This window comes from Streptococcus suis (genome assembly GCF_046032535.1).
In the GTDB taxonomy this organism is placed as follows: Bacteria; Bacillota; Bacilli; order Lactobacillales; family Streptococcaceae; genus Streptococcus; species Streptococcus suis_AK.
In genome coordinates this window covers 1-14,491 of the sequence record NZ_JARQPL010000042.1, presented here as the reverse complement: position 1 = coordinate 14,491, position 14,491 = coordinate 1, and the positions used below count along the sequence as shown (strand labels likewise).

General features: G+C 41.4%; 15 protein-coding genes. 13 read left to right on the top strand and 2 right to left on the bottom strand.

The genetic code is table 11. The features are described 5' to 3' along the window. Positions 1 to 622 precede the first annotated feature (622 nt). The gene (locus tag P7J58_RS10150) at positions 623 to 1,426 is read right to left on the bottom strand and encodes a peptidylprolyl isomerase (protein ID WP_408556268.1); all 804 of its coding nucleotides are present in this window, start codon (positions 1,424 to 1,426) and stop codon (positions 623 to 625) included. A 103-nt stretch (positions 1,427 to 1,529) separates the two neighbouring features. Here P7J58_RS10150 and P7J58_RS10145 point away from each other — a divergent pair, with 103 nt between their 5' ends. From P7J58_RS10145 to P7J58_RS10100, 10 genes are all read left to right on the top strand, one after another. Next, positions 1,530 to 1,922 carry a DUF2500 domain-containing protein gene (locus P7J58_RS10145; protein ID WP_314733773.1) on the top strand — a complete coding sequence of 131 codons (393 nt, stop codon included), beginning with the start codon at positions 1,530 to 1,532 and terminating at the stop codon, positions 1,920 to 1,922. Between the two features lie 84 nt (positions 1,923 to 2,006). Then, positions 2,007 to 2,384, top strand: coding sequence for a glyoxalase/bleomycin resistance/extradiol dioxygenase family protein (locus P7J58_RS10140; RefSeq protein ID WP_002935876.1), 378 nt, complete (start codon positions 2,007 to 2,009; stop codon positions 2,382 to 2,384). Continuing rightward, positions 2,385 to 2,930 carry a hypothetical protein gene (locus P7J58_RS10135; protein WP_408556270.1) on the top strand — a complete coding sequence of 182 codons (546 nt, stop codon included), beginning with the start codon at positions 2,385 to 2,387 and terminating at the stop codon, positions 2,928 to 2,930. A gap of 156 nt (positions 2,931 to 3,086) precedes the next feature. Continuing rightward, entirely contained in the window at positions 3,087 to 4,076 is a 990-nt protein-coding gene (locus P7J58_RS10130) for a LacI family DNA-binding transcriptional regulator (protein WP_408556271.1), read from the top strand. A 157-nt stretch (positions 4,077 to 4,233) separates the two neighbouring features. Continuing rightward, on the top strand, positions 4,234 to 5,154 hold the full coding sequence (locus P7J58_RS10125; protein WP_408556272.1) for an ABC transporter permease: 921 nt from the start codon (positions 4,234 to 4,236) through the stop codon (positions 5,152 to 5,154). Between the two features lie 9 nt (positions 5,155 to 5,163). Then, entirely contained in the window at positions 5,164 to 6,051 is an 888-nt protein-coding gene (locus P7J58_RS10120; protein ID WP_023369721.1) for a carbohydrate ABC transporter permease, read from the top strand. Positions 6,052 to 6,097: 46 nt separating this feature from the next. Then, positions 6,098 to 7,708, top strand: coding sequence for an extracellular solute-binding protein (locus P7J58_RS10115; protein ID WP_172052496.1), 1,611 nt, complete (start codon positions 6,098 to 6,100; stop codon positions 7,706 to 7,708). 17 nt (positions 7,709 to 7,725) lie between these two features. Next, a complete protein-coding gene (locus tag P7J58_RS10110) occupies positions 7,726 to 9,084 on the top strand; it encodes a glycoside hydrolase family 32 protein (RefSeq protein WP_408556274.1) in 1,359 nt (452 codons plus the stop codon). Positions 9,085 to 9,210: 126 nt separating this feature from the next. After that, positions 9,211 to 11,580 (top strand): DNA translocase FtsK, encoded by a 2,370-nt coding sequence (locus P7J58_RS10105; protein ID WP_408556275.1) that lies wholly within the window; start codon positions 9,211 to 9,213, stop codon positions 11,578 to 11,580. Then, positions 11,580 to 11,966 carry a VOC family protein gene (locus P7J58_RS10100; RefSeq protein ID WP_044773510.1) on the top strand — a complete coding sequence of 129 codons (387 nt, stop codon included), beginning with the start codon at positions 11,580 to 11,582 and terminating at the stop codon, positions 11,964 to 11,966. Before P7J58_RS10105 ends, P7J58_RS10100 begins: the two co-directional genes overlap by 1 nt. Positions 11,967 to 12,276: 310 nt before the next feature. Here the strand turns inward: P7J58_RS10100 and P7J58_RS10095 are convergent, their stop codons facing one another. Beyond that, a complete protein-coding gene (locus tag P7J58_RS10095) occupies positions 12,277 to 12,645 on the bottom strand; it encodes a DUF3397 domain-containing protein (RefSeq protein WP_408556277.1) in 369 nt (122 codons plus the stop codon). Positions 12,646 to 12,799: 154 nt separating this feature from the next. Here P7J58_RS10095 and rplK point away from each other — a divergent pair, with 154 nt between their 5' ends. From rplK to P7J58_RS10080, 3 genes are all read left to right on the top strand, one after another. Then, complete coding sequence (gene rplK / locus P7J58_RS10090) at positions 12,800 to 13,225, top strand: 50S ribosomal protein L11 (RefSeq protein WP_408556278.1); 426 nt, start codon at positions 12,800 to 12,802, stop codon at positions 13,223 to 13,225. 40 nt (positions 13,226 to 13,265) lie between these two features. Beyond that, positions 13,266 to 13,955 carry a 50S ribosomal protein L1 gene (gene rplA / locus P7J58_RS10085; RefSeq protein WP_004194879.1) on the top strand — a complete coding sequence of 230 codons (690 nt, stop codon included), beginning with the start codon at positions 13,266 to 13,268 and terminating at the stop codon, positions 13,953 to 13,955. A gap of 175 nt (positions 13,956 to 14,130) precedes the next feature. After that, entirely contained in the window at positions 14,131 to 14,448 is a 318-nt protein-coding gene (locus tag P7J58_RS10080) for a hypothetical protein (protein WP_099776418.1), read from the top strand. Positions 14,449 to 14,491 lie beyond the last annotated feature (43 nt).

Sequence of the window (14,491 nt, the reverse complement as noted above, 5' to 3'; positions counted from 1 at the left end):
TTTAACATAAAGAAAAAGTAGTGACTACTCTCTCCCGTCGGAGATTTCCTCACTACTAATCTTAGTATGTTTTTGACCAGTCGAGTTCTTTCCCGCTCCCGCTTCTTAGAATTCGCGTCAACATCTCACGTAGTGGTTGATTAGCTTTAACAGTCTGAGGGAGTGAAACAGTTCAGTGAACTATTTCAGCTCAACTACTTGAAATAAAGGCTTGTTGACGAACTCTTTATTGACCAGTCGATTTCGTTCCCGCTCCTTTAATTATTTATTATAAATAACTGAATTATCAAATCAGGTTAGACTTTTTAAGTAGCTGAGAAAGACTTGGTAATGTGTTTGATAATTCCTAGAAAATCCTCTGTTTCGCCTTGAAAGGTCATTTGAATGTTCATTGAGACCTCGTTTCTCAGGACAAGCCTTGGTCTGGGAAGAAAATATTAAAGTCATGTACATTCGAAATAGGTATTCAGGTAGAGAATTCTTTCCCACAATCAAAGGTTATCGTCTTAGAGAGAGGATTGAGGACTTGAGATAACTACTAATTGATGGAAGCTCCAATATCACTTGACTTTCGTCCATTGCTTTTTAGTGTGATGATGGCGTTCTATGTCTAGCTAGTATACTATTTTACGTAATCTTTCAGAATTTCAATAGACTCAATTTTTACATCTGTTTTAGGTTTATCGCTATTGTCTGTTTCGACGGAAGCGATTTTATCCACGATGTCCATCCCTTCAATGACTTGACCAAATACGGTATGCTTGCCATCTAAGTTTGGATTGCCTCCGTTTTTATAAGCGTCAATGATTTTACCAGGATAGCTAGAACTAGAGAGTTGGCTAGACATGTCTGTTGTATTTTGATTGATGAAAAACTGACTTCCATTTGTTCCCGCGCCAGCATTTGCCATAGAAAGTGAGCCACGAATGTTATAAAGGAAAGCTGAAATCTCGTCTTTAAAACCATTCCCAGCATCGATAGTAGTATCTTTTCCGGCCCAGATAGACTCTCCACCAGTACCATTTCCAAGAGGATCGCCACCTTGAATCATGAAATCCTTAATGACACGATGGAAGATTGTTCCATTATAGTATCCTTCCTTCGCATGAGTCAGAAAGTTTTCCACAGTTAGTGGTGCTTGCTCGGGGAAGAGTTTTATGGTGATATCGCCTTCGGTTGTTTTTATTTTAACAGCAGCCTCATTTTCACCAATTTCATTGGAAAGTTGGGGGAATGTAGCTTTGGGATTGTTAATGGCGTATGCCAAATCTTTGGCATATTGGCTAGAAGCAGTTGTATCAGCTGTCGTAGTCGAGCTTGGACTAGAACTAGATACTGTAGAAGATGAGCTATTAGCTGTTGAGTTGTTTGTGCAGGCAGTTAGCAAGATGCTCGAAGCTAGAGCAAGAGCTAGTATTTTTTTCATTGAAAATCCTTTCTTGTCTTGTTGAAAATTATGCTCATTCTACCATGAAATATGGATTTTTTCAATTTTTATCTAGTATAAAAAGCGCATCTAAAACAATAATATGATATACTATATTTACAGATACAAAAGGAGAATAATGATGTTTGAGAACTTGTTTGCCCCAGATGGAAGCCTAGTATGGCATACGGTCCTTTTCTACAGTTTTTCCGCGATCATATTAGCGACGGTTTGTTTCCATATCATTAAAAATTTTATGGAATGGCACCACAACAATCGGGCGCCCAAAGAATCTTGCAAGGCTAAGCTTGTCTCTAAACGAACCCATGTTTTCGGTAACGAAGTAGCACGAACCAATTATTATGTAACGTTTGAATGGGAGGGAAAACGGCAGGAATTTCGCCTTCGTTCAGATGAATATGCCCTTTTAGCAGAGGGAGATGTAGGCACCCTGCATTTTCAGGGGACTCGTTTCCTAGGTTTTGAACGGCTCTAAGAGTCGTTTTTCTTTGGAGAATATCTCTATCTAGTGTATAATGGTTTGAACACATGTTCGTACAACGCAAAAGAGGTATTTAAGATGATTCAATCAATCGGACAAGTTATGTTATATGTGAATGATATTGAGGCTTCAGCTCAATTTTGGAAAGAGAAAATGGGATTTGAACGTGTAGAAAAACAAGTGCAAGGCCCCCAAACTTCTTACATTATTGCACCTAAATCAGATAGTGAGGTACAATTTGTACTTCATGATAAGGCAGAGGTTGCTGAAATGGAGCCAGAATTAAACTTAGGTACACCATCAATCTTAATGACATCAGTAGATGTAGCCAAAACTTACGAAGAACTTGTTGAACGTGGTGTCACAACGAATCCAGTCATGGACCTTGGTTTCATGAAGGTAATTAGCTTTGCAGACAATGATGGAAATTATTACGCAATTCGTGAGGTAAAGTAAATGTCACTCCAGAAGCGTGTTGAAGAAATGTATAAAGACCACGAGGTCAAACCCTATATCTCCCCCGAGCGTGACTTGGCAGCCTGGCTTTTGGAGGCCAAACCTGTACCTAAACGCAATATGGTGCGATTAGAAGAGGGGATTTTACCGGGAGATATTATTTTGCTATGGCGGATTAGCCTGGGTTCTTTTGAAACGACGACGCCCTACTCAAAATATTTCGAGTATATGTATGGCATCAATGGTCCTGCTCACATGGAGCAGTTGATTGCAGACGGTTATGCATATGTGGAATCAGCCTTTGATTCCCTAGACCATATCACCTCGACTGCCAAGAAAAATATCCTCAAGGCAGAAGGCGTGACCGGTCTGTCCAAGATGAAGGCGGCAGACCTCGACACTGCCCTCAAGGATAACTTGACGGAAGAAAAGTTAGCTCCATACTTTACCGTCCGAGGTTATGCCCTGACGGAAAAAGGCAGAGCTACACTCGATAATCACCCAGAAGTGCTTGCAAAACACCCAATGAAGAAGATGTACAAATAAAATAGAAAAGATTTTTAAACGGCACCTAAAAGTTAGAATCATTCTAGCTTTTTGGGTGTTTTTATGTGCTAACAAGTCAATTTTTCTTGACAGAAAACGCTATCAATGATATTCTAGTGTAAATTATTGAAACGTTTCAAAAGAAAGGGGTAAACAATGGAAGATCAAAAATCAATCACCATGAAAGACGTTGCGCGGGTTGCTGGTGTAAGCGTTGGGACTGTATCAAGAGTTATCAACAATGAGCCAGGTATTAAGGAAAGTACGCTTGAAAAAGTCAATACAGCCATTAAGGAATTGAATTACATCCCAGATGTCTATGCTCGTGGCATGAAGAAGAACAAAACCGAAACCATCGCTTTGATTATTCCGACAGTTTGGCATCCTTTTTTTGGAGAATTTGCCTATCATGTTGAAGTGGAACTGAGTAAGAAAAATTACAAGTTGCTCCTTTGCAATATTTCTGGTCCAAAAAGGGAACTGGATTATCTGACTATGCTGCAACAAAATAAGGTGGACGGCATTATCGCCATTACCTACAGTCCCATTGATGATTACCTATCGTCCAATATTCCCTTTGTCAGTATCGACCGCACCTATGAAAATAAGGCTATTCCTTGTGTCAGCTCGGACAACCAAGCTGGTGCGGAGCTGGCAGCGGATACCTTAATAGCAAAAGGTGGCCGCCATTTTGCCTTTATCGGTGGGCACAATAAAACCATCAATGAAACAAAGAAGCGTCGATTGTACTTTGAAAAGCGGATTTTAGAGGCAGGTTTTCCTTGTCATGTCTTGGATTTGGAAGAACCCTATGATGACTTTGTCGGTCAAGTCGAAGAGTTTCTGATTAACAATCCACAGGTTGACGCCATTTTCACCATCAATGATTTTACGGCCCTAGACACACTTGCTGTTTTGGAAAAACTGGGACGACGGGTTCCAGAAGATGTGCAGGTGATTGGCTATGATGGTATTCAGTTGGCAAGTGAAAAATCTTTAGCCCTTTCGACCATTCGTCAACCTTTGGAGTCTATGGCCCAGGAAGCCGTTGCCTGTCTAATTGATATTATTGAGAAAAGAGAGCGCCCCCTACAAGTCACTCTACCGATTTCCTATCTTGAAGGAAAAACGACAAAAAATTTTTAAAAAAGCAGTTGACAGAAAACGGTTACAATGATAAAATAAAATCATCAATAAACAGTTGGTTTTATTTTTACAAGAAAAATGAAACGTTTCAAAAAAACGGAGGGTTAGACCTCTTTCTAAAATCAATAAATTTGAAACGTTTCAAAAAGGAGTTCTTATGAAAACATCAAAACTGCAACAAGCTGGGCTCTTGGATCGAATCAAGCAACAGAAACTCTTGTTACTGATGTTACTACCAGGCTTGGTCTTGACTTTCATCTTCCGTTACATCCCCATGTACGGGGTCTTGATTGCCTTCAAGGACTACAATCCCTTGAAAGGGGTGCTAGGCAGTGAGTGGATTGGGTTTGAAGAATTTACCAAGTTTCTCTCATCTCCAAACTTTGGTAATTTGCTTGCCAACACCTTGAAATTGAGTATCTACGGCCTGCTCCTAGGATTTCTACCACCGATTATTTTGGCCATCATGCTCAACCAACTATTGAGCGATAAGGCTAAGAAGCGGATTCAGTTGGTGCTCTACGCTCCAAACTTTATCTCAGTCGTGGTCATTGTCGGTATGATTTTCCTCTTCTTCTCAGTAGGAGGACCGATCAATTCCATCCTAGGTATGTTTGGGATTGAAGCCAACTTCCTGACAGACCCAGACTTCTTCAGACCCCTCTATATTCTCAGTGGTATCTGGCAGGGAATGGGCTGGGCATCAACACTCTACACGGCTACCTTGGTCAATGTTGATCCAGCCTTGATTGAAGCAGCAAAACTAGACGGTGCCAATATTTTCCAACGTATCTGGCATATTGATCTACCAGCACTAAAGCCAGTCATGGTTATTCAGTTTATCCTGGCAGCTGGGGGCATCATGAACGTTGGTTACGAAAAAGCCTTTCTGATGCAGACTTCCCTCAACCTAACCAGTTCTGAAATCATTTCAACCTATGTCTATAAAATCGGTTTGGTGTCAGGGGACTACTCTTACTCAACAGCGGTTGGTTTGTTCAATGCCTTTATCAATATTATCCTACTGATTGCAGTCAATAAGATTGTCCAACGCATCAACGACGGACAAGGCTTATAGGAGGTTCGTATGAATACACAAATGTACACAAAATTTGACAAGCGAATGCTGATTGTCAATAAAATCTTGCTGGCATTTCTTGTTCTCATAACAGTTGTGCCTATGGTCTATATCCTAGTCGCTTCCTTCATGGATCCGCAGGCTTTGGTCAGCAAGGGCATTAGCTTTGATCCAAAGGACTGGACAGTAGAAGGTTATCAACGGGTATTTTCAGACAAGTCTATCCTACGCGGATTTTTCAACTCCCTCTTTTATTCCTTCTCCTTTGCCTTCGTGACCGTGGCTATTTCAGTCATGACTGCCTACCCACTCTCGAAGAAAGATTTGGTCGGAAAAAAATGGATCAACGCCTTTCTAGTTTTCACCATGTTCTTCGGTGGTGGACTTGTTCCGACCTATCTCTTGGTTAAAGATTTGGGAATGTTGAACACTGTCTGGGCCATTATTATCCCTGGTGCAGTCAATGTTTGGAATATCATCTTGGCACGGACCTATTTCCAAGGCTTGCCGGATGAGTTGGTAGAAGCAGCCGTTATGGACGGTGCCAATGAATTTCAGATTTTCTGGAAAATCATGATTCCACTAGCTAAGCCAATTATGTTTGTACTCTTCCTCTATGCCTTTGTCGGTCAATGGAATTCTTACTTTGATGCCATGATTTACATCAAGGATCCAGACTTAGAGCCACTCCAACTAGTACTTCGTAAAATCCTCATTCAAAGCGAGCCTGCTAAGGACATGATCGGTGCTCAGGCTGCCATGAATGAAATGAAACGCATCGCAGAAATGATTAAGTATGCGACCATTGTCATCTCTAGCTTGCCACTCATTGTCATGTATCCATTCTTCCAGAAATACTTTGATAAGGGTATTATGGCTGGTTCATTAAAAGGTTAAAATTGCTCAAAATTTTTATAGAAAACAAAACAGGAGGTTGTTTCTGATGAAACACACATTTGGAAAAACAGTTGTTACGCTTCTAGCAAGTACCGTTTTATTGGCTGCTTGTGGCTCAAAAAATACTGCTTCAAGCCCAGATTATGAATTGAAAGATGTTCAATTCCCGCTTGAAAAATCCGTTACACTTAAGTTCATGACAGCTAGCTCCCCTCTAGCTCCAGCCGATCCAAATGACAAGTTGATTTTCCAACGTCTTGAGGAAGAAACTGGCGTTCATATTGATTGGACCAACTACCAGTCAGACTTTGGTGAAAAGCGGAACTTGGACATCGCTTCAGGTGATTTGCCAGATGCCATCCATAACGACGGTGCTTCCGATGTGGAATTGATGAACTGGGCAAAACAAGGTGTTATTGTACCAGTTGAAGACTTGATTGATGAGCATATGCCAAACCTCAAGAAAATTTTGGATGAAAATCCAGAGTACCGTTCCATGATTACAGCACCAGACGGCCATATCTACTCATTCCCATGGATTGAAGAATTGGGCGAAGGTAAGGAATCAATCCACACTGTTAACGATATTGCTTGGATCAACAAAGAATGGTTGAACAAACTCGGTCTAGAAATGCCAAAAACAACGGATGACTTGATTAAGGTCCTTGAAGCCTTCAAGACCCAAGATCCAAATGGAAATGGTAAGGCGGATGAAATTCCGATGGGCTTCATTAATGGTGGAGGAAATGAAGACTTCAAAATTCTTTTTGGGGCATTCGGTGTTGGTGATAATGATGATCACTTAGTTGTTAGCAATGACGGAACTGTTGACTTCACAGCGGACAATGAAGACTACAAAGAAGGTGTTGAATTTATGCGTACCCTTCAAGAAAAAGGTCTTCTAGATCCGGAAGCGTTTGAACAAGATTGGAATACTTACATTGCTAAAGGTAGTGAAAATCTATACGGTGTTTACTTCACTTGGGATAAAGCTAACATTACAGGTATGAACGATACTTATGATATCTTGCCTGTGTTGGCAGGTCCTGATGGAACCAAGCACATCACACGTACAAACGGTATGGGCTTCCAACGCGACCGCATGGTTATCACCTCAGCTAACAAAAACTTGGAGTTGACAGCTAAATGGATTGACGCTCAATACGCTCCGCTCCAATCGGTCCAAAACAACTGGGGTACCTATGGGGATGAAACACAGCAAAATATTTTTGAACTTGACAAAGCAACCAATAGCTTAAAACACTTGCCATTAGAGGGGACAGCACCAGGTGAATTGCGTCAGAAGACAGAAGTTGGTGGACCGCTTGCTATTCTTGATGAGTACTACGGAACTGTGACAACTATGCCAGACGATGCGAAATGGCGTTTGGACTTGATGCACGCAACCTATCTTGATTATGTGACCAACGATGACATCTACCCTCGTGTCTTCATGGAACAAGAAGATTTGGACAAGATTGCCCAAGTTGAAGCAGATATGAACGACTTCATCTACCGCAAACGTGCAGAATGGATTGTAAACGGCGGTATCGAAGAAGAATGGGATAGCTACTTGAAAGAATTGGAAAGCTATGGTCTTTCTGACTGGTTAGCTATCAAGCAAAAATACTACGATCAGTATAAAGAAAATCAGTAATCAAAAGGAGGCTGCCTGTGAAAACAGTTGAAAAAGCCAATCAATTTATTCAGACAGAAAAAGGAAATACTAATCCGATTTTCAAACCACAAGCCCATTTAACACCAGAAACAGGCTGGATGAACGACCCCAATGGATTTATCTACTTCCGTGGAGAATACCATTTGTTCTACCAATTCAACCCTTACGAAAGTGTTTGGGGACCGATGCACTGGGGGCATGCGAAAAGTAAGGACTTGGTCAACTGGGAACACCTTCCAGTTGCCCTAGCTCCTGATAAAGCTTACGATAAAGACGGCTGTTTCTCGGGCTCTGCCATTGTCAAAGATGATGTCCTCTGGCTCATGTATACCGGTCATATCAACAATGAAGATGGGACAGTTAGCCAAGTTCAGAACATGGCCTTCTCGACTGACGGTATTCACTTTGAAAAAATCGAGCAGAATCCAGTCGCAACAGCAGAAGGACTGCCAGAAGAAGTCATTGCCAATGACTTCCGCGATCCGAAGATTTTTGAGAAGGATGGTCACTACTACTCTGTTGTCGCAACCAAGCACAAGGACAATGTCGGCTGTATCGTCTTACTCAGCTCTCCCAACCTGACGGACTGGCAATTTGAGTCTATCTTCTTGAAAGGTGAGGCCAACCAAGGCTTTGTCTGGGAATGTCCTGACTACTTTGAAGTGGACGGTCAAGAGTACCTGATTATCTCTCCCATGCGTTACCAAAAAGACGGGAATGACTTTATCAATATCAATTCCAATATCTTTGTGACAGGTCATGTGGACTGGGACAAAAAGGTCTTTGTGGCAGAATCCTTTAAGGAAATTGACCACGGACATGACTTCTACGCAGCTCAGACTACCGAAGGTCCAGAAGGCGAACGTATCATGGTAGCCTGGATGCATACTTGGGGTCGCAAGTTGGTGACCAATGACCTAGGCCATAAGTGGTACGGTCAGATGACCCTTCCACGCATTCTCAAACCAAGTCAAAAAGACCTGCTTCAAGTTGTACCAACCAGTGTTTTAGCAGGTTTTGAAGAAATTGAAATCGGTCAAGATATTCAAGGTCCAAGCAAGCTCTCTCTTAAACTGGAAGATAGTTTGGAGCTGAAACTTGGAAGCGACCAAGATTACCTGCAATTTGGCTATGATAAAGAAAGACAGGAAGTCTATATTGACCGTAGTTCTCTTAAGATCCAGCAAGCTGGTGAGGAGGAGTGGTCAACTGTCCGCCGAGCAGTGACCGTCGAAGCGAAAGAATTACTAGTCTTGATTGACACCAACTGTTTGGAAATCTTTATTAACGATGGTCAAGAAACCTTGACATCAACCTTCTACGTAGAAGGTCAGATTATTCTAAACGCTCTATAATATTATTTGCCCTCTTAAATTATTCTTTCACTCCGAGAGAAGTCCTGTATAATGCAGGACTTTTTCTGATATGAAAAATATTCTCAATTATGATAAAATAAAGAGATTGAGAAAGTTGAGGTATCTATGAGAAAGACAAGTAAAAAAGGAAAGGCTACGAGGCGACCAACCAAGGCAGAATTAGCACAGCAAGAACGTGTTAAAAATATCACCCTTCGAGTATTGGGGCTTTTATTCATTGCCTTTGCAGCCAGTCGCCTAGGTGTGTTTGGAGTGACCAGCTACAATATTTTCCGGCTATTATTTGGTAGTCTGGCCTATCTATTATTGGCGGGTGCATTTATCTACCTTCTTATTCCCAAAGTCTTACGCGAAAGAGAAGGGGCCATATCGGGCTTCTGGCTGATTGTTATCGGGTTATTAATTGAATTTCAGGCTTACTTAGACTGGACCTATCAAGGGAGTGACTTATTCGGTCATACTCTAAAATTGGCCTTGTCAGACCTAGCTAAGTTTCAGGTAACAGCATTTCTAGGCGGAGGGATGATTGGAAGTATCTTCTATCTGCCAGTCTCCTTCCTCTTTGCAAATGTCGGTTCCTTCTTCATCGGTCTTCTAGTGATAGTATTTGGTATCTTTTTTGTAAGCCCATGGTCTGTTTATGATGTTGCCGATGGCTTGGCGGTTGCCAAAGATAAGTTGGTGGAGACGCAGGTAAAAAGAGCAGAGCTTCGAACACAGAAGAAGGCTGAACGAGAAGAAAAACGTCAGCAAGAATTAGCTCGTCTAGAAGAGGAACGCCTTCGTCTAGAGGAAGAGGAAGAGTCAGCTCGGGCTTTGGCACTGGTAGATAGACATGTCGATTTAGAGACGGGTGAAATCCTCGAAGAAGAGCCTGTTCAAGTACCGATTATTTCAGAATATGACCACTTAGACATAGAAGATGAATTTCCTATTATGTTGGCAGAAGATGACCAACCAGCACAATCAAACTCGGCAAGCCAGGCTTCTGAACCAAATGAGTTTGAGAAGGACGAGACAGATGTGGAGATTGATTTCAAGCCTAAGCAGAGACTAGCATATAAACTTCCGTCCATAGACTTATTTGCTCCTATAAAAGCTAAGAGTCAGTCCAATGAAAAACGAATTGTTCGTCAGAATATTAAAGTTTTAGAAGACACCTTTGCCAGTTTTGGAATCAAGGTAGTAGTTGAGCGTGCTGAGATTGGACCATCGGTAACCAAGTATGAAGTCAAACCAGCAGTCGGCGTCCGTGTCAATCGGATTTCTAACCTAGCTGATGATTTGGCTCTAGCCCTTGCGGCTAAAGATGTCCGTATTGAAGCTCCTATCCCAGGAAAATCACTGGTCGGTATTGAAGTTCCAAACTCCGAAGTGGCTACAGTACCTTTCCGTGAGCTCTGGGAACAATCTAAAACAGACCCAGACAAACTTCTGGAAATTCCTCTCGGTAAGGCTGTCAATGGTTCCGTCCGTTCCTTTAACCTAGCACGTATGCCCCATCTATTGGTGGCTGGTTCAACTGGTTCAGGGAAGTCTGTTGCTGTCAACGGTATCATCTCTTCAATTCTCATGAAAGCTGGTCCAGACCAAGTTAAGTTCATGATGATTGACCCCAAAATGGTCGAGTTATCGGTCTATAATGATATTCCCCACCTATTGATTCCCGTTGTGACCAACCCACGCAAGGCTGCTCGAGCTCTTCAAAAAGTAGTGGATGAAATGGAGAAACGCTATGAGTTATTTAGCCAGATTGGTGTCCGAAACTTAGAAGGTTATAATGCGAAGGTCGAAGAATTTAATAGCCGTTCAGAAGAAAAACAGATTCCACTTCCTCTCATTGTGGTAATCGTAGATGAGTTGGCAGACTTGATGATGGTAGCCAGCAAGGAAGTGGAAGATGCCATTATTCGCTTGGGACAGAAGGCTCGTGCAGCAGGTATCCACATGATTCTTGCTACCCAGCGACCATCTGTTGATGTTATTTCAGGTTTGATTAAAGCCAATGTACCATCTCGTATCGCCTTTGCCGTATCAAGCGGTACAGACAGTCGGACGATTCTAGATGAAAACGGTGCTGAAAAACTCTTGGGTCGCGGTGACATGCTCTTTAAACCGATTGATGAAAACCATCCAGTCCGCTTGCAAGGTTCCTTTATATCCGATGATGATGTAGAAGCAATAGTTTGCTTTATCAAGGATCAGGCAGATGCAGATTATGATGAATCCTTTGATCCAGGTGAAGTGGCAGAAGGTGATGGCGATGCAGGTTTTGGTGATGCTGGAGGAGATCCACTTTTCAACGAAGCACGTGCCTTGGTAGTTGAGACACAAAAAGCCAGCGCCTCTATGATTCAACGACGCTTGTCTGTCGGTTTTAACAGGGCAACACGCCTCATGGAAGAGCTAGAAGCAGCGGGTGTCATTGGTCCAGCTGAAGGAACAAAACCTAGAAAGGTATTGGAAACACAATAATGAAATTTGATGCAGTTCATCATATTGCAATTATCGGTAGTGACTATGACAAAACAAGAGAATTTTATGTTGAGAAACTAGGCTTTGAACAGGTGGATGAGCATATTCGCCCAGAAAAAAATGATATTCTCTTCAATGTCAAAAAAGGCAATCTGATCTTGGAAATTTTTATCAAACCAGATGCGCCAATGCGTCCGGCCATGCCCAATCCTGAACATACAGGTCTACGCCATCTAGCCTTCCAGGTTGCAGATGTGGAAGCCTGTCTGGAAGAATTTGACCGTTTGGACATCCGACACGAAGCCCTTCGTACAGATGATTTTGATGGTAAAAAAATGGCCTTCTTCTTTGATCCAGATGGCCTCCCTCTAGAAATTCATGAATGAGTCCATCTTTTCATGCCCAGAGAGGCCTATCAATATGACAACTAATTAATACTCTTAGAAAATCAAAATCATACGCTGTTGACTTGATTTGATGAAGGTCAGTTCTATCTATAGTTATTTGAATTAACTTTGATACATCGTCACTTTTGGCTTGCCGTACTATAAGTAGAGCCTGCACCTCAGTTCCTTGTCTGAAAGCTAATTCATTCGACTATACATCTACGTCGCCTAGTCTGATTTAGTATAAAAAGAATCCCCACTGCGCCTGCAATGGGGATTTATTATGCCATCTATGAAAGGATGGATGATTTTAGGATTTTAAAGTGAAGACCGCAATAACCAAAGCTAGATACATCAAAAAGGTCAAGATAAAACTAGCTCGCCAGAAAACCTTGAAGAAACGGCGATATAAAAAATTCTTTTTCTTTAAAAGGAAGGAACCACAAAGACCAATCGCTAGTAGTGAGAGGGCTAGGACAAGCTGAGGCAGTAGACTGTTATAGTAGGCCTTGTCCGAAATCAGATAAAATTCAATTGCATAGAGAGGAAAGGCAATGTCTGCAAAGTTCCATCCTCGGTTTTGCAACCTAAAAAACTTGACAGCAATTATCGAAATGGCCAAGGTTAGAAAGATAAATAGGAAGGCTACTATTTTTAAAAATATAATCGATTCAAACATACATTCATTCTATAAAAAATGTGAAAAAAAGTAAACCTAAAGCTTGCATTTCTTTGAAATTCGTGTATAATGAAAAGGTATGTGTAAAACACATATTTGTGGGAGGTAAAAATCTTTAATTACCGCCAAAACCACAATAGGAGGATTTTATATCATGGCTAAAAAAGTCGAAAAACTCGTAAAACTTCAAATTCCTGCAGGTAAAGCTACTCCAGCTCCACCAGTCGGTCCAGCACTTGGTCAAGCAGGTATCAACATCATGGGATTCACAAAAGAGTTTAACGCTCGTACAGCTGACCAAGCTGGTATGATCATCCCAGTAGTTATCTCTGTGTATGAAGATAAATCATTCACTTTCATCACTAAAACACCACCAGCTGCTGTTCTTTTGAAAAAAGCTGCAGGTGTTGAAAAAGGTTCAGGTACACCAAACAAAACTAAAGTTGCAACAGTTACTCGTGCACAAGTACAAGAAATTGCTGAAACTAAAATGCCTGACTTGAACGCTGCATCTCTTGAATCTGCAATGCGTATGATCGAAGGTACTGCTCGTTCTATGGGATTCACTGTTACTGACTAAGTAGCACCCAAGATTATCTGATTACAAGGAGACATATAACATGGCTAAAAAAAGCAAAAACTTGCGTGCTGCTCTTGAAAAAATCGACAGCACAAAACTTTACAGCGTAGAAGAAGCTGTTGCTCTTGCAAAAGAAACTAACTTCGCTAAATTTGATGCGTCAGTTGAAGTTGCTTACAACTTGAACATCGACGTACGTAAAGCAGACCAACAAATCCGTGGTGCAATGGTATTGCCAAACGGTACTGGTAAAACTTCACGCGTTCTTGTTTTCGCACGTGGTGCTAAAGCAGAAGAAGCAAAAGCTGCTGGTGCAGACTTTGTTGGTGAAGATGACCTCGTTGCTAAAATCAACGGTGGTTGGTTGGACTTCGACGTTGTTATCGCAACTCCAGATATGATGGCTGTTGTTGGACGTCTTGGTCGTGTACTTGGTCCACGTAACTTGATGCCAAACCCTAAAACTGGTACAGTAACAATGGATGTTGCTAAAGCAGTTGAAGAGTCTAAAGGTGGTAAAATCACTTACCGTGCTGACAAAGCAGGTATCGTACAAGCTCTTATCGGTAAAGTATCATTTGACGCTGACAAACTCGTTGAAAACTTCAAAGCTTTCCACGATGTAATGGCTAAAGCTAAACCAGCTACAGCTAAAGGTACTTACATGACTTCAGTATCAATTACAACAACACAAGGTGTTGGTATCAAAGTTGATCCTAACTCACTTTAATAAATAGAAAGATTGTCTTAGGGCAATCTTTTTTAGTTGACATTCAATAAAACAAGCTCTACAATATATGTAAAAAGTGATTGAGGAGGCAACTCAACCAATCCATTGCCTTGTTAAAATTTTTAGAGTATAATAAAAGCATTCTATCATCAGAAAAGTTCAACTGGAGGATGCTATGAAAAAAGCCAATAAAGAAGAATTTTACCAGTATCTATCTGCGGTCTATAATCTCAAGACGGATGTACTCAGTCAGCCTGTCCGTGACAAGATTCTGGAGACGGCACAGTCTTTGGACAAGGATGTCAGCCTCTACTGGCTGGCAGATAGACTGGCTGTGATTATCAATACAGAGTTGACAGGGTTAACCTGGCGGGCTCCTAAAGAATTGGTGGATTTGGCTCGTTACCTTCAAGAATTGCAGACAACCTATCGTCGTTTTGCAATCGGTTTGGATGATTTAAAGTCTAGTGGTAAAAAGTCAATAGAAAGTTGATTAATTTTTAGATGATTTTCTAGACAAAAGGGTGCACTAAAAA

What these genes read in the sequence shown, in the direction of transcription:
- rplK (WP_408556278.1), top strand. Translation starts at nt 12,800, where the DNA reads ATGGCTAAAAAAGTCGAAAAACTCGTAAAACTTCAAATTCCTGCAGGT.
- P7J58_RS10120 (WP_023369721.1), top strand. Translation starts at nt 5,164, where the DNA reads ATGAATACACAAATGTACACAAAATTTGACAAGCGAATGCTGATTGTC.
- P7J58_RS10135 (WP_408556270.1), top strand. Translation starts at nt 2,385, where the DNA reads ATGTCACTCCAGAAGCGTGTTGAAGAAATGTATAAAGACCACGAGGTC.
- P7J58_RS10115 (WP_172052496.1), top strand. Translation starts at nt 6,098, where the DNA reads ATGAAACACACATTTGGAAAAACAGTTGTTACGCTTCTAGCAAGTACC.
- P7J58_RS10080 (WP_099776418.1), top strand. Translation starts at nt 14,131, where the DNA reads ATGAAAAAAGCCAATAAAGAAGAATTTTACCAGTATCTATCTGCGGTC.
- P7J58_RS10100 (WP_044773510.1), top strand. Translation starts at nt 11,580, where the DNA reads ATGAAATTTGATGCAGTTCATCATATTGCAATTATCGGTAGTGACTAT.
- P7J58_RS10105 (WP_408556275.1), top strand. Translation starts at nt 9,211, where the DNA reads ATGAGAAAGACAAGTAAAAAAGGAAAGGCTACGAGGCGACCAACCAAG.
- P7J58_RS10140 (WP_002935876.1), top strand. Translation starts at nt 2,007, where the DNA reads ATGATTCAATCAATCGGACAAGTTATGTTATATGTGAATGATATTGAG.
- rplA (WP_004194879.1), top strand. Translation starts at nt 13,266, where the DNA reads ATGGCTAAAAAAAGCAAAAACTTGCGTGCTGCTCTTGAAAAAATCGAC.
- P7J58_RS10145 (WP_314733773.1), top strand. Translation starts at nt 1,530, where the DNA reads ATGATATACTATATTTACAGATACAAAAGGAGAATAATGATGTTTGAG.
- P7J58_RS10095 (WP_408556277.1), bottom strand. Translation starts at nt 12,645, where the DNA reads ATGTTTGAATCGATTATATTTTTAAAAATAGTAGCCTTCCTATTTATC.
- P7J58_RS10125 (WP_408556272.1), top strand. Translation starts at nt 4,234, where the DNA reads ATGAAAACATCAAAACTGCAACAAGCTGGGCTCTTGGATCGAATCAAG.
- P7J58_RS10130 (WP_408556271.1), top strand. Translation starts at nt 3,087, where the DNA reads ATGGAAGATCAAAAATCAATCACCATGAAAGACGTTGCGCGGGTTGCT.
- P7J58_RS10150 (WP_408556268.1), bottom strand. Translation starts at nt 1,426, where the DNA reads ATGAAAAAAATACTAGCTCTTGCTCTAGCTTCGAGCATCTTGCTAACT.